The sequence below is a fragment of the Gluconobacter sphaericus NBRC 12467 genome, from assembly GCF_006539125.1.
In the GTDB taxonomy this organism is placed as follows: domain Bacteria; phylum Pseudomonadota; class Alphaproteobacteria; order Acetobacterales; family Acetobacteraceae; genus Gluconobacter; species Gluconobacter sphaericus.
The window spans coordinates 1-15572 of sequence record NZ_BJMK01000018.1 but is presented as its reverse complement, the minus strand read 5'-3'; the positions used below and the strand labels follow the sequence as shown (position 1 = coordinate 15572).

The 15572-nt window shown below is 59.2% G+C and carries 17 protein-coding genes and 1 pseudogene; 7 read left to right on the top strand and 11 right to left on the bottom strand.

Going from position 1 to position 15572, the window contains the following annotated elements:
- Window positions 1–22: 22 nt before the first annotated feature.
- The 6 genes from GSP01_RS10425 to GSP01_RS10400 all read right to left on the bottom strand — a co-directional run bounded on the left by GSP01_RS10425 (window position 23) and on the right by GSP01_RS10400 (window position 4186).
- The gene (locus GSP01_RS10425; protein ID WP_141353314.1) at window positions 23–202 is read right to left on the bottom strand and encodes a DNA gyrase inhibitor YacG; all 180 of its coding nucleotides are present in this window, start codon (window positions 200–202) and stop codon (window positions 23–25) included.
- A complete protein-coding gene (locus GSP01_RS10420; protein WP_141353312.1) occupies window positions 199–1242 on the bottom strand; it encodes a ribonuclease E/G in 1044 nt (347 codons plus the stop codon). Before GSP01_RS10420 ends, GSP01_RS10425 begins: the two co-directional genes overlap by 4 nt.
- Window positions 1239–1895 carry a Maf family protein gene (locus GSP01_RS10415; RefSeq protein ID WP_141353310.1) on the bottom strand — a complete coding sequence of 219 codons (657 nt, stop codon included), beginning with the start codon at window positions 1893–1895 and terminating at the stop codon, window positions 1239–1241. Before GSP01_RS10415 ends, GSP01_RS10420 begins: the two co-directional genes overlap by 4 nt.
- Before the next feature lie 13 nt (window positions 1896–1908).
- Complete coding sequence (gene infA / locus GSP01_RS10410; protein ID WP_007282896.1) at window positions 1909–2127, bottom strand: translation initiation factor IF-1; 219 nt, start codon at window positions 2125–2127, stop codon at window positions 1909–1911.
- Between the two features lie 195 nt (window positions 2128–2322).
- On the bottom strand, window positions 2323–3618 hold the full coding sequence (locus tag GSP01_RS10405) for a DEAD/DEAH box helicase (RefSeq protein WP_141353308.1): 1296 nt from the start codon (window positions 3616–3618) through the stop codon (window positions 2323–2325).
- 127 nt (window positions 3619–3745) lie between these two features.
- Window positions 3746–4186 carry a hypothetical protein gene (locus GSP01_RS10400; RefSeq protein ID WP_141353306.1) on the bottom strand — a complete coding sequence of 147 codons (441 nt, stop codon included), beginning with the start codon at window positions 4184–4186 and terminating at the stop codon, window positions 3746–3748.
- A gap of 567 nt (window positions 4187–4753) precedes the next feature.
- Here GSP01_RS10400 and GSP01_RS10395 point away from each other — a divergent pair.
- Window positions 4754–5983, top strand: a complete 1230-nt coding sequence (locus GSP01_RS10395; protein WP_141353304.1) for a cytochrome-c peroxidase — start codon at window positions 4754–4756, stop codon at window positions 5981–5983.
- 103 nt (window positions 5984–6086) lie between these two features.
- Window positions 6087–7712: a phospholipase C gene (locus GSP01_RS10390; protein WP_141353302.1), complete on the top strand. Its 1626-nt coding sequence runs from the start codon at window positions 6087–6089 to the stop codon at window positions 7710–7712.
- A gap of 42 nt (window positions 7713–7754) precedes the next feature.
- On the opposite strand, the gene hisD is transcribed toward GSP01_RS10390, so the two are convergent.
- The 4 genes from hisD to GSP01_RS10370 form a co-directional block, all read right to left on the bottom strand.
- Window positions 7755–9044: a histidinol dehydrogenase gene (gene hisD / locus GSP01_RS10385; protein WP_141353300.1), complete on the bottom strand. Its 1290-nt coding sequence runs from the start codon at window positions 9042–9044 to the stop codon at window positions 7755–7757.
- Window positions 9044–9769: an ATP phosphoribosyltransferase gene (hisG, locus tag GSP01_RS10380; RefSeq protein WP_141353298.1), complete on the bottom strand. Its 726-nt coding sequence runs from the start codon at window positions 9767–9769 to the stop codon at window positions 9044–9046. Before hisG ends, hisD begins: the two co-directional genes overlap by 1 nt.
- A gap of 143 nt (window positions 9770–9912) precedes the next feature.
- Window positions 9913–10539, bottom strand: coding sequence for a guanylate kinase (gene gmk, locus GSP01_RS10375; RefSeq protein ID WP_141353296.1), 627 nt, complete (start codon window positions 10537–10539; stop codon window positions 9913–9915).
- A gap of 207 nt (window positions 10540–10746) precedes the next feature.
- Window positions 10747–12006: an AI-2E family transporter gene (locus GSP01_RS10370; RefSeq protein ID WP_141353295.1), complete on the bottom strand. Its 1260-nt coding sequence runs from the start codon at window positions 12004–12006 to the stop codon at window positions 10747–10749.
- Window positions 12007–12188: 182 nt separating this feature from the next.
- Between GSP01_RS10370 and pqqA the strand changes: the two genes are divergently transcribed.
- From pqqA to pqqE, 5 genes are all read left to right on the top strand, one after another.
- Window positions 12189–12269, top strand: a complete 81-nt coding sequence (gene pqqA, locus GSP01_RS10365) for a pyrroloquinoline quinone precursor peptide PqqA (protein WP_010502998.1) — start codon at window positions 12189–12191, stop codon at window positions 12267–12269.
- A gap of 114 nt (window positions 12270–12383) precedes the next feature.
- The gene (pqqB, locus tag GSP01_RS10360; protein WP_141353293.1) at window positions 12384–13298 is read left to right on the top strand and encodes a pyrroloquinoline quinone biosynthesis protein PqqB; all 915 of its coding nucleotides are present in this window, start codon (window positions 12384–12386) and stop codon (window positions 13296–13298) included.
- On the top strand, window positions 13295–14014 hold the full coding sequence (pqqC, locus tag GSP01_RS10355) for a pyrroloquinoline-quinone synthase PqqC (RefSeq protein ID WP_141353291.1): 720 nt from the start codon (window positions 13295–13297) through the stop codon (window positions 14012–14014). Before pqqB ends, pqqC begins: the two co-directional genes overlap by 4 nt.
- Window positions 14011–14301 (top strand): pyrroloquinoline quinone biosynthesis peptide chaperone PqqD, encoded by a 291-nt coding sequence (gene pqqD / locus GSP01_RS10350; RefSeq protein WP_141353289.1) that lies wholly within the window; start codon window positions 14011–14013, stop codon window positions 14299–14301. Before pqqC ends, pqqD begins: the two co-directional genes overlap by 4 nt.
- Entirely contained in the window at window positions 14298–15359 is a 1062-nt protein-coding gene (gene pqqE, locus GSP01_RS10345; RefSeq protein WP_141353287.1) for a pyrroloquinoline quinone biosynthesis protein PqqE, read from the top strand. The genes pqqD and pqqE overlap by 4 nt, the downstream gene beginning before the upstream one ends.
- Window positions 15360–15417: 58 nt before the next feature.
- On the opposite strand, the pseudogene GSP01_RS10340 reads toward pqqE, so the two are convergent.
- Window positions 15418–15572 (bottom strand): annotated as a pseudogene (locus GSP01_RS10340) (IS481 family transposase); the annotation flags it as partial.

Here is a 15572-nt window from a genome sequence, read left to right as displayed (position 1 = left end):
TTAGCGGATGATTGAGGTGGGATCAACCCTCTCCGTCGTGATATTCGTTCTGCTCTTCGTCATTATCCTGACGGAAGGACGGAACCCGGTATGATCCATTGAACCAACGGCCCAGATCTACGTCTGCACAGTGTCGGGAGCAGAACGGGCGGAACCGGGGATCCGTGGGGCGATGGCAGATCGGACAGGTGGACTCGCTCATGACAGGCTCCAGCTTGCGGGTGGGGCATTGGGATCAAGGACAAGGTCCAGCGGCCGGGCGCGGCGGGACGTGAAATTAGCAAGCGCCTCGGGGTCACTTTCCAGTGCTTTGATAAGGCCGATCGAAGCTGTCAGCGTCTGGCCTGGGCGCTCTTCGAGCAGGATCGTCCGCAGGATGGACAGAGCCAGACCTTGTGGGGAAGACAGAAGTTCATGCAAAGGAGGGCGACGGCGAGGGCGCGTCAGTTCCAGCAGGCCCGACGGTGTTGCGCCGAGAACGTTTGGCTTGAGCGGATCGTCGGACAGGGCTTCGCGCAGGAATGCGACTAGCGCGGGGCGTTTGCGCGTCTTTACACCTGCCGGATCTACCAGAATCGTGCCTGAGAGGTTCCGCAGGCGGATCTGCCGCGCCAGTTCGGGAAAGGCCGCTACATTCCCCTTGAAGTCAGGAGTGCCAGTGCTGTCGAGGTCGACAGCGACAAGGGCGGGGGTCGGAAAAAAACTGGCGGTCAGCAGGCCCAGATCGGCATCGGAACTGCCAAGACTGTCGAAATCGGCCTCAAGCGTACCATCGAATGCCTGCTGGCAACGCTGGAGGCGCGGACGCAGCCGGACAGGGAGTTTTGCGGCAATGCCCGGATCATCCACGAAAATCGGAGCCTCCGGATAGCGGTCCGCAAGTTCGTCGAGCGGGGTCGGGCCGCGTTCCAGGAGTTTTGGAGCGGAGGGGGCTTCGGTGGGCATGTCCGCCCGACGCAGGCGCAGACCCTTGTTGTTCTGGGCTGCGCGACTGACGCGCGCTGCGGTCAGAGCCCCTTCGATCAGGGTTTCACGTGTGGAGAGAAAGCCGCTCTGGCCGTATTCGAGCAGGACGAACGCGCCCCCCAGAGCGGAAGCGGCTTTCTGGACGCGGACAACATGCCAGTCTTCCAGACCATCCGGGCTGCCGGGGCGCCAGATCGCGGCATCCAGGAGCGTGTCATGATCTGTGACGGCAATCCGCACTTCACCTGGAGAACAGGCTGCGCGGATTTCGGTCATGCGATCCAGCCACCTGAGGGCTTGCCAACCGGCTGTCCACGTAGGAGTTGCGCGGTTTCAAACAGAGGTAGCCCCACAACGGCGGAGTAGCTGCCACCGATCTGGCGGATATGAGCAGCGGCGGCGCCCTGAATGGCATAACCGCCTGCCTTGCCCTTCCAGTCCCCCTGCGCGATCAGAGCGTCGATCTGAGCATCCGTCAGGCGATGGAAAATGACGGAGGTTTCCACCAACCGCTCGCAGGAATTGCCCTGCGGCCAGCTCGCGCTCGGGCGCAGGACAACAGCGGTCAGAACCTTGTGCCGACGGCCCGATAGCAGCTTCAGGCACGCGCGGGCTGTCTTTTCGTCTTCGACTTTCGGCAGGATGCGCCGACCGACCGACACCACGGTATCCGCGCCGAGGACCAATGCGGCGTCCGTGCGCTGCGCGGCCACATGCTCCGCCTTTTGGCGGGCGAGGCGCTGCGCGAGCGGGCGCGGCAATTCGCCGGGGCGCGGTTCTTCGTCGATATCGGCGCTGACGATGGCGTCAGGCACGATGCCGATTTGTTCCAGCAGGCTCAGGCGGCGCGGGGAGGCAGAGGCCAGAACGAGCTTCGGACGGTCCAAAAGGCCGGATGACCCTTCTGCGGAAGACGGGGATGCGGTCATGCGGCGGACTGTCTTACTTGAAGCGGAACGTGATCCGTCCCTTGGACAGGTCGTAGGGCGTCATTTCGACATTGACACGGTCACCGGCCAGAACGCGGATGCGGTTCTTGCGCATCTTACCGCTCGTATGGGCGAGGATGGTGTGCTCGTTGTCGAGCGTGACGCGGAACATGGCGTTAGGGAGCAGTTCCATGACGGTGCCGGTAAACTCGATAAGGTCTTCTTTTGACATGTGAATCCTTGCTTCAGGGACAGGGTAATGATCTGCGCGCGGCAGTGGCTCCGGTGCAGAGCCAGAAAATCCAGCCCGCTATGTGCGGACTGTCAGCCCAAAGGTCAAGCATGACCGGTCCCTGTCCGAGGATTCTTGTGGTTTTTTGGCACTCTGGCGTCGTGTCGCCCTCTCAGACAGCACGACAGGGTCCGTTCAGGACGTCTTGGCAGCGGCAGCCCGTGCGGCCATTTTTTCCTCTTCGGTCCACACGCGGCGCTCACGAACCTTCTGCGGCTTGACCTGTTTGACCGGACCACCACCGAGCACGGGCGGGCGCATGGTCGAGTTCCGGGCCTTTTCACAGTGCCATTCATGGTTGTCATGAACGTCCAGAGTCCGGCCAATCTCACGCTCCACGGCATGGAGCCAGGCGCGCTGTTCGGCATCGCAGAGCGTGATGGCAAACCCGCTGCGGCCCGCACGACCTGTGCGACCGATCCTGTGCACATAGCTTTCTGGCAGGCTCGGCAGATCATGGTTGATGACATGCGTGACCGTATCGACGTCAATGCCACGTGCGGCGATATCGGTCGCCACCAGAACCTGCACAGTGCCTTCACGGAATGCGTTCAGCGCTCGCTCGCGCTGACCCTGCGACCGGTTGCCGTGCAGCGCTTCCGCCGTGATTCCTGACTCCGTCAGGAAGGTGCAGACCTCGTTGGCGATATTCTTTTGCAATGTGAAGACGACGGCCTGACCGATACCCGGCGCCTGAAGCTGGGACAGGAGGGCCGCTTTCTTGTTGGACGCATCGAGGAACATGACAGACTGCGCGATCCGGTCCACCGTGGTCGAAGGCGGTGCGATTTCGACCTTTGCCGGGTCGCGCAGGAGGCTCTCGACGAGGGCCGTGATGGATTTCGGCATCGTTGCGGAGAACAGCACTGTGTGCCGGTGTTCGGGGAGCGTTGCGACAATGCGCTCGATCGGCTTTGCAAAGCCCATGTCCAGCATCTGGTCGGCTTCATCCAGCACCAGCGCCTCAAGCTGTGACAGATCGCACAGGCCCTGCTCGATCAGGTCCAGCAGGCGTCCCGGTGCGGCGACGATGATGTCCACGCCCTCTTCAAGCGCCTTTACCTGATGCACCTGACTGACGCCGCCGAAAATCGTGGTGACGCGCACCGGCTGGTGACGGCTGAAGCTCTCGAACCCGTCCGCAATTTGGGAAACCAGTTCACGCGTGGGTGCCAGAACCAGAACGCGCGCGCCGTTCCTGGGCGCGGGACGGGGCGTTGCGGCGAGCCGGTGCAGCAGGGGAAGTGCGAAGGAGGCCGTCTTGCCAGTGCCGGTCTGGGCCAGCCCGAGCAGATCGCGGCCTTCAAGAAGCAGCGGGATGGACTGGGCCTGAATGGGTGTGGGTTTGACGTAGCCCGCTTCATCCAGCGCGCGGAGAAGCGTGGGCGCCAGGGCGAGATCGGCAAAAGCCTGGGCAGAAGTCGTGGACATGATGAAGCGGCGCCTCCGGCGCTGAGTAAAGCTGCGCCTGATGGGGCTTCGCGGATTCAGAAAACGGGCTTGTACGAATGATGCTTCCCGCCGTCAACGCGGCCGAAAAGCATGCAGACTCAGCGCGTCAGGACAGTTTGGAAATATCGCGCATGGCGACGACCAGAGACATGTGTGATGCCAGAAGCCGCTGCGGTAATGTGGGCAGATAGATCCGGATGGCCTCAAGCCGCTTTGATTCCGGAAGAGCTGCAAAAGGGGGACGTGACCCCGGCCCGTCACATCCCGCATCATAACTTTTGGCGATTGCAACAAGGAGGGGCGAGGGGACCGCGGCGAGAAGGGCTCTTTGCGCGGGATTCAGGAGCCGGTCTCGTAGCGGGCCGGAAAGGGTGCGTTCTTCTGCTACTTTCGGAGGCTCGTAAGGCTTGAGCTGGCTCAGCGGAAATTCGACTTCTACGCCATTGGCCTGCTCCACATAGCCGGTAGAGCCGTCGATATCGACCAGCCTGCCGTCATGCGTGCCTTTTAGGTCCGAAACATGATCACCGATCGACAATAGGGCCATGATTGATTTCTCCTTCTCGGCCCTGAGCCTAGAGCACTTCTGGGTCGTGGGTGGAAATGTTGTGATTCCCGTGCCGGATTTCAAATCCGAATGCGTATACGAGTATGGCGCGGGCTGCATCACTGCTGTTTTCATGAGAAAAGAACGTGAAAACCGCAGGTTAAGGTTCATAAAACTGTCATATCCCTCTTCGCGCTGAATCCGTTATCAGCCCTTGTCTCGGATACAGCGATTACTCCTTTTTTGGAGATGATCATGAGGACTGGCTCAGTACCGGTAATAAGGAAGCTCCCGCATTTCAGTATGGTATGACCTTTGGTTATGACGGGTTCAGGAAATGGTTCACGTGCAGGATGGAGAACAGACGTCTCTCCTGTGAGGAGCGCGACGTGGACAATCCGGTGTGTCAGTATAGTTCTTTGGATGACACTGCTCGGCGCAAGTTGTGAGGCGCAATCCCCACCTGTATCACCAGCGCTCTCTCAGGGTGCCTGTGATCCCGCGCCAGATGGTCGCAATCCTTGTCCCCAGACTTTTCATCGTCCCAGACAGACTCCTCTGTCGCAAATGGCACAGATCGGGCGCATGCTATTTTACGACAGGGCATTGTCCGGTTCGGGCAAACTGTCCTGCGCTTCCTGTCATGATCCGGCGAACCATTATGGGCCGACGGGCAATACTTCCGTTTTCGAAGGCGGGGCCGATTTGCATCAGCAGGGCCGGCGCGCAATTCCCACGCTGACTTATCTGGAACGTATGCCGCCGTTCAGTATCGGGCCGGATCTGGGGAATGACGATGTGGCTCCGCGCGTCATCGCTGTGCCGAATACGGGAAACCAGCGTGGCAGCAAAAGTGCTACGGATACAGCGTCATCCGCCGCCCATATTGTTCCACAGGGTGGACTTTTCTGGGATGGCCGGGTCGATACACTCCAGCAACAGGCGGGTGGACCGCTTTTTGATCCCGATGAGATGGCTTCCACGCCGGAGCATGTCACTGCACGGCTGAACACGTCACTTTACCGTGCGGCTCTTCTTGCATTGGCGGGAGCGCGCGGGGAAAAGGATCCTGCCTTCCTGCGTGAAGAAGCGCTATTCGCAATCGGGCGTTATGAACTGGAAGATCCCCATTTCCACGAATATTCCAGCAGGTTTGATGCCTGGCTGGAAGGGAAAGCCCGGTTCACGCCGCTCGAACGTGATGGGTATCTTCTGTTCAACGATCCGCAAAAAGGCAACTGTGCGGCGTGTCATCTCGACCACATCACACGCGATGGCCTGCCACCGCTTTTCACCGATCATCAGTATGAAGCGCTTGGTGCGCCACGCAACATGGCGATCAGCCGCAATACCGTCGCCCGCTATGATGATCTAGGGGTTTGCGACAGTCAGCCCGATGGTCGAAAGGCCTTTGCGGCTTATTGCGGAATGTTCATGACGCCGACCTTGCGGAATGTCGCGACGCGTCATGTTTTTTTCCATAACGGTGTTTTTCACACACTCAAAGCTGTTCTGGATTTTTATGCTGTTCGGGATCTTCAGCCAGAAAAATTTTATCCCCGTGGAACTGACGGGAAAATCAACATCTACAACGATATTCCAGAAAAATATCGTTCCAATATTGACACGATAGATGCGCCATTTGATCGCCGCTCCGGTGAAGCCCCGGTGTTAACCGAAAACGAGCGCCAGGCGATCATCGCATTCCTTGAAACGCTGACAGATATGGATGCTCCGTCTGTGGATCACGTGGCTGCCACTGTCACGGGACAGGTAGGGAGGGGACAGGATGAGTGACATGCTCAACCAACCAGGAACATTCGGACGAACAATGGACGTGGGGTTCAGAATGTTTGTCAAACCGGTTGATCGTAGTGAAGAAAGGTTCTGTAAGGTGTTCATGAAGCGCGTACAACGAGCAAAATCCGGCCTAGCAGTCCTTCTGTCCGGCTCCGTTCTTTTCCCGTCCATGGGGCTGGCTTCCTCTGTGGCTGCGTCCTATCAGACAGCGACGCCCATCAAGCATGTTGTAGTGATTTTTCAGGAAAATCGTTCCTTCGATCATTATTTCGCGACTTATCCCAAGGCGGCGAATGTGAGCGGTGAACCGGCTTTTACGGCGTTGGCTGATACGCCTTCTGTCAATAATCTTACGAGCGCAAATCTCCTTACGAACAATCCGAATTCCAGTCCGGCGAACGGTATGGGAACAGCACTTCCGTTCCGTATTGACCGAACGCAGGCGAATACAGCAGATCAGAACCACAGCTACACGCCGGAACAACAGGCTTACGATGGCGGAAAGATGGATCTGTTTCCAAAATATACCGGATCAGCAACATATGGAAGCTCGGGTGCTTTCGGAACGAAAGGGCAGGTCCTAGGGTATTTTGATGGCAACACGGTCACGGCGCTTTGGAGTTACGCCCAGCATTACGCGATGAGCGACAATAACTGGAGCGATACTTACGGGCCGTCCACGCCGGGTGCGCTTGAGATTGTGTCTGGACAGACCAATGGTCTTCAGCCCATCGCGGGAAACATGCTCGGCAATGCCTACATTCATGACGGACAGGGCGGATACACCCTGATTAACGATGAGGATCCGGCTTATGATCGCTGTTCGACCTCATCACAGGTAAGGATGAATGCCAAAAATATCGGTGATCTGTTGAACGAGAAGGGTATTTCCTGGGGTGGTTTCATGGGCGGCTTCGACCTGACGCTCACGAACGCGAACAACACCACGGGGTGCAGTCGCAGCACCTATTCCGAAATAGTGGGAACCCGCACTGATTATGTTCCGCATCATGCCTGGTTCCAGTATTTCGCAAGTACGGCCAATCCGACGCATGCCCGGCCGAACTCCACGGCTTCGATCGGCTTCAGCACGATCCCCGGAACCTCGACCCGGGAACCGGCCAACCATCAGTATGATATCAAGGATTTCTATAAGGCCGTGAAAGCGGGGAATTTCTCCGCGGTCTCCTATATCAAGATGCCGGCCTATCAGGACGCTCATCCTGGCAACTCGGACCCGCTGGATGAGCAGAACGCTATCGTGACGCTCGTCAATTTTATCCAGAGCCAGCCGGAATGGGCCAGTACGGCGATCATCATTGATTATGATGACTCCGATGGCTGGTACGATCATGCGTTCCACAAACCGCTTTGGGGTTCATTCGACAGCATCGCGGATCAACTCAACGGTCCCGGGATCTGCGGAACCGCAGGGTCGGCTCCAAAAGGTGTGGCGGGCAAGGTGGTCAATGGCCGTTGCGGACCAGGGACGCGCATCCCGCTCATCGTGATCTCGCCGTATGCCCGCCGGAACTTTGTCAGTCATGACCTGACCAGTCAGGCCTCCGTAGTGCGCTTCATTGAAGACAACTGGCTGGGCGGAAAACGGCTTGGGGGCGGTTCGTTTGATGCGGCTGCGGGCCAGATCAATACGCTGTTTGACTTCACGCAAAAGCCGAACACCACGCCTCTGGTTCTGGATCCGGATACAGGCTCGCTCCGGTAAAGCGGGATGCTCCGGGAGGTGTCAGAACCTCTCGGATGGAGGCTAATTTTCCAGCCGGACCGACAGGCTGAGCGCATGGGCGTCCAGTCCTTCGGCATTCGCCAGCGCCACACCGGCCGGGCCGATCCGGCGCAGACCGGCTTCGTCGGCTTCGATGGTGGTGGTACGTTTAATGAAGTCGAAGACCGATAGACCTGAGGCAAAACGCGCCGTGCGGCTGGTCGGCAGGACGTGGTTTGGGCCGCCGACATAATCGCCCACTGCTTCGGGGCAGTAGCGGCCCATGAAGATCGCGCCTGCGTGGCGAATCATGTCCGAAAACTCGCGCGGGGCGTCGAGCATGACTTCCAGATGCTCGGGGGCCAGCGCATTTACAATTTCAGAGGCCTCCTCAAGTGAGCGCACTACGATGATCGCGCCATGATCGTACCAGCTTTTGGAGGCGATGGCTGTGCGAGGGAGCGTTTCCAATTCCTTGCGGACGGCTTCGGCAGCGCGGTCGGCAAAGGCGGCATCCGTCGTGATGAGGATGGCCTGGGCCTGCTCGTCATGTTCGGCTTGGGCGAGTAGATCGAGCGCGACAAGGCGCGGATCGTTCTGGCCATCAGCGACGACCACGACTTCGGACGGCCCGGCGATGCTGTCGATGCCGACGTGCCCAAAGACCTGCCGCTTGGCTTCCGCAACGAACGCATTGCCGGGACCGACAATACGGTCCACGGGCGCGATAAGGTCCGTACCGAACGCCATGGCGCCCACAGCCTGCGCGCCACCAATACGATAGATTTCTTCAACGCCGCAGAGCTGTGCGGCCGCGAGAACCAGCGGGTTCAGCACGCCACCCGGCGACGGCACGCACATAGCGAGCCGCTTCACACCTGCGACGCGGGCGGGCAGGGCGTTCATCAGTACGGAGGACGGATAGGCCGCTTTGCCACCTGGAACATACAGCCCGACCGCATCCAGTGGGGTCCAGCGCATGCCAAGGCGAATGCCGTCCTCATCTGTGAAATCCAGATCCCTAGGCATCTGTGCGGCATGGAACGTCTCGATCCGGCGGGCGGCGGTGCGCAGGGCATCCATCAGGTCGGCAGGGACGCGTGCGGCTTCGGAGGCGATTTCTTCCGCACTGATCCGCAGTTTTTCAGCTGGCAGGGACAGGCGGTCAAAGCGGGCAGTGTAATCGCACAGGGCTTCATCGCCCCGGCTGCGTACATCGGCGAGAATGATGCGGACCGGTTCGGCCACGCTGCGCTCGTCGCTTCCACGTGCGGCAAGCAGTGTTGCGAAGTCTTCGGAGAACCCGGCGACAGATGTATCGAGGCGTTTCATCAGGCGTCTTCTTCCGTGTTCAGCGCGGCGCGGAAGCGTTCGATCAGGGCGCTGATTTCTTCAGGACGGGTCTTGAGCGCGACGCGGTTGACGATCAGGCGGCTCGTGACATGGGCGATAGTTTCGGTTTCCATCAGGCCATTGGCGCGGAGCGTGGAACCGGTATCAACCAGATCGACGATCACGCTTGCCAGATCCAGCGTCGGTGCCAGTTCCATCGCGCCATTCAGATGCACGATTTCAGCGTTGATGGCGCGGGAGGCAAAGTGTCGGCGGGCGATAGTCGGGTATTTCGTGGCGACGCGAAGACGAGACTGACCGGTTGCGGGGTCCTCGACCATGGTTTTTGGTCGTGCGACGGCAATGCGACAGCCTCCGATGCCCAGATCAAGTGGCGCATAAATGTCCGGATAATCGAACTCCATCAGTACATCCGCGCCGCACACGCCGATATCCGCGCCGCCATAGGCCACGAAGGTCGCGACATCGAAGGAGCGGACCCGGACCACATCCAGATTCGGATCGGACGTGCCAAAGCGCAGTCGGCGGCTGCTTTCCGTCAGGCAATCCGGATCGGGTTCGATACCGGTGCGCGTCAGGACAGGGGCCAGGGCCTTGAGAATACGCCCTTTCGGAAGCGCCAGAATCAGAGGTGAATCACTGCGGACAGCGAGGTCCGCTCCGGTCTGGAGGCCATTTCCGGTCCCGTTCTGGGGCGCTGTCATGAAGTGTCTTTCCCTTGCCGTCCGCAGCCACTGAGAGAACGGCAGGCCATATCACGAAGCCGGAGTCTTCCCAAATTCTGCAGAAAGCTTTCCATCTGCATAAAAACCGGGAAGCAGGCTCTCAAGATTCGCGAGTGACGAGATCATCGGCTGAAGCTGGCGACCATGTCCAGCAGGTTGCGCTGGCGCCGTGTGGACAGTCGCGCAGCTGTGAGGACGGATCGGGCCTGCGAAATGGCGGTGTCGAGATCCGAATTGATGATCGTGTGATCGAACTCGGACCAGTGGGAAATTTCATCCAGCGCTGCCTCCATGCGCTTGGTGATTTCTTCCGGATGGTCCGAAGCGCGTTTGTTCAAGCGGCGTTCCAGTTCTTCCAGCGACGGCGGCAAAACGAATAGGCTCACCACATCGTCAGGCAGGGCCGCGCGCAGAAGGCGGTGCCCTTGCCAGTCGATATCGAACACCATGTCATGCCCGGCATTCAGCGCTTCCTCAACCGGTGCGCGCGGTGTGCCATAGCCTCGACCAAAGACCTCCGCCCATTCCAGCAGTTCGCCATCCGCAGCCATGCGGCGGAATTCCTCGATATCCCGGAAATGGTAATGCACACCCTCGACTTCCCCCGGACGCGGCCTGCGCGTCGTGACCGAGACGGAATGGCGCAAGGTTGGCTCCGAAGCGCGCAGGGCGTTGGCAATGGTAGACTTGCCCGCGCCAGACGGGGCCGAGATCACCAGACAGACGCCACGGCGGGGCAATTGGGTCATGGGGTCTCCTTGGAAGAATGAACCGGACAGGAATGTTCTGCCGAAGCGTCTAGCGTAAAGGGGGCGGTTCTGGCCAGATATTCAGAGCCTGTTCAGGGCGCTGCCCTGAAACCCGCCAAAGGCTGGGGATCTTTGGAAACCGCTTTATTTGGAATCGGGATCAAAGGGGCGAGCCCCTTTGTGGGGCGCGGGGCAAAGCCCCGATCTTCACGGTTCAGACTGCAACTGCGCAACAATGGCGCTGCTGATCGTCCTGCGTGTCGGGCCACCCAGAACATGGCCGAGCGGCGCCAGAACTTCGATATGGTCACAGACGATCTTGAAGACCGCGAGCATCGGCACGGACAGGAAGGCGCCCGAAATGCCCCACATCCAGTCCCAGAACAGCAGCGATCCCATGACGAATACGGGATTGAGCGTGAAGCGCCGGGCCAGCAGCATGGGCGTGATGGTCTCGCCTTCCAGCACATGGATTAGCAGATAGATTGACGGCGGCAGGAGCGCGTAAAGCAGGGACGGAAAACTGAACAGCCCGACCACGAAATAGACCACTACACCCGTTAGTGGCCCGATGATTGGAATGTAATTCAGCAGGAACGCCAGCACGCCCCACAGAAGCGGGTTGGGCATACCGGTCGCCCAGCACTGGATCATGTTCACCAGCCCCACACCCAGATTCATCATCGTGATCGTCACGAGATAGAGCGAGACGTTCTGTTCAATCTGCGTCGCCATTTCCACGAGGCGGCGTTTCTTGGCGTAGGTCGGCATGATCTCGACGCAGCGGCGCAGAAGCGTGTCGCCTTCCGTCATAAGGAAGAACAGCATCAGCAGCATCGAGAAGAAGCCGCCTGCAAGCTCCCGCGTCCCGGCAAGAACGGAAGAGCCGAGCCGCGAGAGCGCCGTCTCCCCGCTGATCGGTCCGGTGACGCCATGCGCTGTATGCGTGTTGCCCGCATGGCCGCCGAACATAGCCGACAAGCGCATGTAATCGTGCTGGACCACGTCAATCGGGCCGCTGAGCACTGCCAACTTGCTTTGCAGGGCGGGAAGCGTCTGAGGGGCGCGGGTGATCCAGCCGGCGGCCGGTACGGAAATGGTCGTGGCGATTCCCCCCACAATGCCGAACATCATGACGATCAGCGTAAGCCCCGCCACATGCCTCGGCAGGCGCAGACGCTGGGTCAGGAATCGCATGGGCGCGATCATGAGGAGGTTCAGAACGAGCGCGAAGACGAACGGCAGCAGGATCGGGGCTGTGAAATACAGAGAATAGAATACGGCCAGAATCGTCAGGATCAGGACGCACATATCCCGGATGTTCAGGTGTTCACGCAGGAGGTTCCGGTCAAGCGTCGGGTCTGGGAAATCGCCGTCAGGCGTCAGTTTCTTATCGGGTTTTCCGGACGGAGACGGGCTCTTGCTACAGGCAGGGTCGGCGGAAGGCGTAATGGGACGGCCGGACATATTTTCTGCCTGCAACGAAGACGGAGCTTAGGGATCAAAATGATCCGCGAAAGGACACAGTTGCGTGTTCTGCCCAAAAAACCCCTTGAACTCCAGTGGCATCCGGTCACTAAATCATGAGGAGCGCCTGCGGATGTGTTGTTGTCACATCTGCCGGTTATCGGAGACCAAGGAGAAAAATCATGGCCTGGAACACACCGAAAGTTACCGAAATCCCGCTGGGCGCAGAAATCAACTCGTATGTCTGCGGCGAGAAGAAATAAGTCACTTTCCTGAGGCACCGTCCTTGAGGAATATGGCACGGCCGCTCCCCCACGGAGCGGCCGTTTTCGTTCATGGGTGCCCTGAGGCGCCCCAGTCAGACGGTTTGTGATAAAATGATTGATGTCATCGTGCTCGGCGCGGCGGCAGGGGGCGGGTTTCCGCAATGGAACTCCGCAGCACCCGGCTGTGTGGCCGCCCGCACGCGACAGGGCGCGAAAGCCCGGACCCAGGCCTCTCTTGCCGTTAGTGCTGACGGTAAGCGCTGGTTCATTCTCAACGCCTCGCCCGATCTGCGGCAACAGATCATCGACACGCCAGCCTTGCATCATCAGGGTAGCTTGCGTGGCACGCCCATTCAGAGTGTCGTCCTGACCTGCGGTGAGATCGACGCTATAACCGGGCTTCTAACCCTGCGTGAGCGTGAGCCTTTTACCCTGATGGGCAGCGACTCGACACTTCAGCAGCTTGTGGACAATCCGATCTTCGGTGCGCTCGATCCGGAAATCGTCCCGCGTGTCCCGCTTATTCTCGATGAAGCCACCTCCCTGATGAACAAGGACGGAGTTCCGTCCGGTCTTCTGCTCACGGCCTTCGCTGTTCCGGGCAAGGCGCCGCTTTACGCGGAAGCCGCAGGCTCACGCCCGGACGAGACGCTTGGTCTGTCCATCACGGATGGAAAGAAGACGCTGCTCTTCATTCCCGGCTGTGCGCACATCACACCCGCCATCGTGGAGCGGGTCGCTGCGGCCGATCTCGTTTTCTTCGATGGCACGCTCTGGCGGGATGATGAAATGATCCGCGCCGGACTGAGCCCCAAGAGCGGGCAGCGTATGGGGCATGTGTCGGTGAATGATGCCGGGGGGCCGGTCGAATGTTTCACGACATGCGAAAAACCACATAAAGTGTTGATTCATATCAACAACTCCAACCCAATTCTGTTCGAAAACAGCCCCGAACGTAAAGAAGTCGAACGCACCGGATGGACGGTTGCGGAAGACGGCATGACTTTCAGACTGGATACACCATGACGCTTCTCACACCTGACCAGCTTGAAGCACGGCTTCGCCAGATCGGGGCCGAGCGGTACCACAACCGACATCCGTTCCATCGCAAGCTGCATGACGGCAAGCTCGATAAGGCTCAGGTTCAAGCCTGGGCACTGAACCGCTATTATTATCAGGCTCGTATTCCAGCCAAGGATGCCACGCTTCTCGCACGCCTGCCGACGGCAGAGCTTCGCCGCGAATGGCGTCGCCGGATCGAAGACCATGACGGCACGGAGCCCGGAACCGGCGGTGTCGCGCGCTGGCTGATGCTAACGAATGGCCTGGGGCTGGACCGGAACTATGTGGAAAGCTTAGATGGCCTGCTTCCGGCCACTCGCTTTTCGGTCGATGCCTATGTGAACTTCGTGAGGGACCAGTCGATTCTGGCGGCCATTGCGTCGTCGCTGACGGAACTGTTTTCACCTACGATTATCAGCGAGCGCGTGTCGGGGATGCTGCGTCACTATGACTTCGTGTCGGAAAAAACGCTAGCCTATTTTACACCGCGCCTGACGCAGGCCCCCCGGGATTCCGATTTCGCGTTGGCCTATGTTCGCGAAAATGCCCGTACGCCAGAACAGCAGAAAGAAGTTCTGGGAGCGCTAGAGTTCAAGTGTTCTGTGCTGTGGACGATGCTGGATGCGCTCGACTATGCCTATGTAGAAGGTCACATTCCACCAGGGGCTTTCGTTCCATGACTGATGTCCAGCATGTCGTGGTGGAGGGGGCGGCCCTCTCCTTTGCCCGGGGACATCGTCTGCAGCATGATCGCGTACGGGACGTGTGGATCGTGCAGGCGCCTGAAAAAGCATTTGTAGTTGAAGGCGCCGCGCCGCATATTCTGCGGCTGCTAGATGGGAAGCGCAGCGTCGGCGACATCATCCAGCAGCTTGCAATCGAGTTTTCCGCCCCGCGTGAGGTCATTGCGAAGGATGTCCTCGCGCTTCTTTCTGAACTGACAGAAAAGAACGTCCTACACATATGACACTCCCTTCGCCGCCGATGAGCCTTCTGGCTGAACTGACGCATCGATGCCCGCTTTCCTGCCCCTACTGCTCCAACCCGCTTGAACTCGAACGCAAAGCGGCAGAGCTCGATACGGCGACCTGGACTGCTGTACTGGAGCAAGCGGCCGAGCTTGGGGTGCTCCAGGTTCATTTCTCCGGCGGCGAGCCCATGGCGCGGCCTGATCTGGTCGAACTGGTCTCCGTCGCACGGAGACTCAACCTGTATTCCAACCTGATCACGTCCGGTGTGCTGCTGGACGAACCGAAATTGGAAGTCCTTGACAGGGCAGGGCTGGATCACATCCAACTTTCCTTCCAGGACGTGACGGAGGCGGGAGCCGAGCGTATCGGCGGTCTCAAGGGCGCGCAGGCCCGCAAGGTCGCGGCGGCACGCCTCATCCGCGCCTCCGGCATTCCGATGACGCTCAATTTTGTGGTGCACAGGGAAAATGTCGCCCGTATCCCCGAGATGTTCGCGTTGGCGCGGGAGCTTGGAGCGGGACGGGTCGAGATCGCGCATACTCAGTATTATGGCTGGGGGCTGAAAAACCGCGATGCGCTTCTTCCCAGCCGAGAGCAGTTGGAGGAATCCACCCGTGCCGTTGAAGCTGAACGCGCGAAGGGTGGGCTTTCCATCGATTATGTGACGCCGGACTATCATGCAGACCGGCCCAAGCCCTGCATGGGGGGGTGGGGGCAGCGTTTCGTGAATGTCACGCCCTCGGGCCGGGTGCTGCCGTGTCATGCGGCCGAGATCATTCCCGATGTCTCGTTCCCGAATGTGAAAGACGTGACCCTGTCCGAAATCTGGAACATCTCGCCGCTGTTCAACATGTTCCGCGGGACGGACTGGATGCCCGAGCCCTGCCGTTCCTGCGAACGCAAGGAACGGGACTGGGGCGGATGCCGCTGTCAGGCCCTGGCCCTGACAGGAAATGCGGCGAACACCGATCCGGTCTGTAGCCTGTCGCCGTTTCACAATCTTGTGGAACAGGCAGGAAGTCAAAAAACAGAATTTGTCTATCGGGGACGGTAAAGTACGGTCGGTTTTTTAACCTACGTCTTGTCTAATGATGATCCTTCTTCGAGACGGCTTAGTTGTTTAGTCCCGTGCTTTGGTGGTTTGGATTGGTGATGAATTTTTCTGGCTCTGAAGTCCAGATTTTGCAGACATATTCGTAAGGAGTGAGGCCGTTCAGTGTCTTGAGTCTTCGCCCGAAGTTATAGGCTGCCATGAAGTCATTGAGGA

Bases quoted from the DNA above. Each gene is read 5' to 3' on its own strand.
- GSP01_RS10400 (WP_141353306.1), bottom strand. From the start codon at position 4,186: ATGGCCCTATTGTCGATCGGTGATCATGTTTCGGACCTAAAAGGCACG.
- GSP01_RS10420 (WP_141353312.1), bottom strand. From the start codon at position 1,242: ATGACCGAAATCCGCGCAGCCTGTTCTCCAGGTGAAGTGCGGATTGCC.
- hisG (WP_141353298.1), bottom strand. From the start codon at position 9,769: ATGACAGCGCCCCAGAACGGGACCGGAAATGGCCTCCAGACCGGAGCG.
- GSP01_RS10390 (WP_141353302.1), top strand. From the start codon at position 6,087: ATGAAGCGCGTACAACGAGCAAAATCCGGCCTAGCAGTCCTTCTGTCC.
- gmk (WP_141353296.1), bottom strand. From the start codon at position 10,539: ATGACCCAATTGCCCCGCCGTGGCGTCTGTCTGGTGATCTCGGCCCCG.
- pqqE (WP_141353287.1), top strand. From the start codon at position 14,298: ATGACACTCCCTTCGCCGCCGATGAGCCTTCTGGCTGAACTGACGCAT.
- GSP01_RS10425 (WP_141353314.1), bottom strand. From the start codon at position 202: ATGAGCGAGTCCACCTGTCCGATCTGCCATCGCCCCACGGATCCCCGG.
- pqqD (WP_141353289.1), top strand. From the start codon at position 14,011: ATGACTGATGTCCAGCATGTCGTGGTGGAGGGGGCGGCCCTCTCCTTT.
- hisD (WP_141353300.1), bottom strand. From the start codon at position 9,044: ATGAAACGCCTCGATACATCTGTCGCCGGGTTCTCCGAAGACTTCGCA.
- pqqA (WP_010502998.1), top strand. From the start codon at position 12,189: ATGGCCTGGAACACACCGAAAGTTACCGAAATCCCGCTGGGCGCAGAA.
- pqqB (WP_141353293.1), top strand. From the start codon at position 12,384: ATGATTGATGTCATCGTGCTCGGCGCGGCGGCAGGGGGCGGGTTTCCG.
- infA (WP_007282896.1), bottom strand. From the start codon at position 2,127: ATGTCAAAAGAAGACCTTATCGAGTTTACCGGCACCGTCATGGAACTG.
- GSP01_RS10370 (WP_141353295.1), bottom strand. From the start codon at position 12,006: ATGTCCGGCCGTCCCATTACGCCTTCCGCCGACCCTGCCTGTAGCAAG.
- GSP01_RS10415 (WP_141353310.1), bottom strand. From the start codon at position 1,895: ATGACCGCATCCCCGTCTTCCGCAGAAGGGTCATCCGGCCTTTTGGAC.
- GSP01_RS10395 (WP_141353304.1), top strand. From the start codon at position 4,754: ATGGCACAGATCGGGCGCATGCTATTTTACGACAGGGCATTGTCCGGT.
- GSP01_RS10405 (WP_141353308.1), bottom strand. From the start codon at position 3,618: ATGTCCACGACTTCTGCCCAGGCTTTTGCCGATCTCGCCCTGGCGCCC.
- pqqC (WP_141353291.1), top strand. From the start codon at position 13,295: ATGACGCTTCTCACACCTGACCAGCTTGAAGCACGGCTTCGCCAGATC.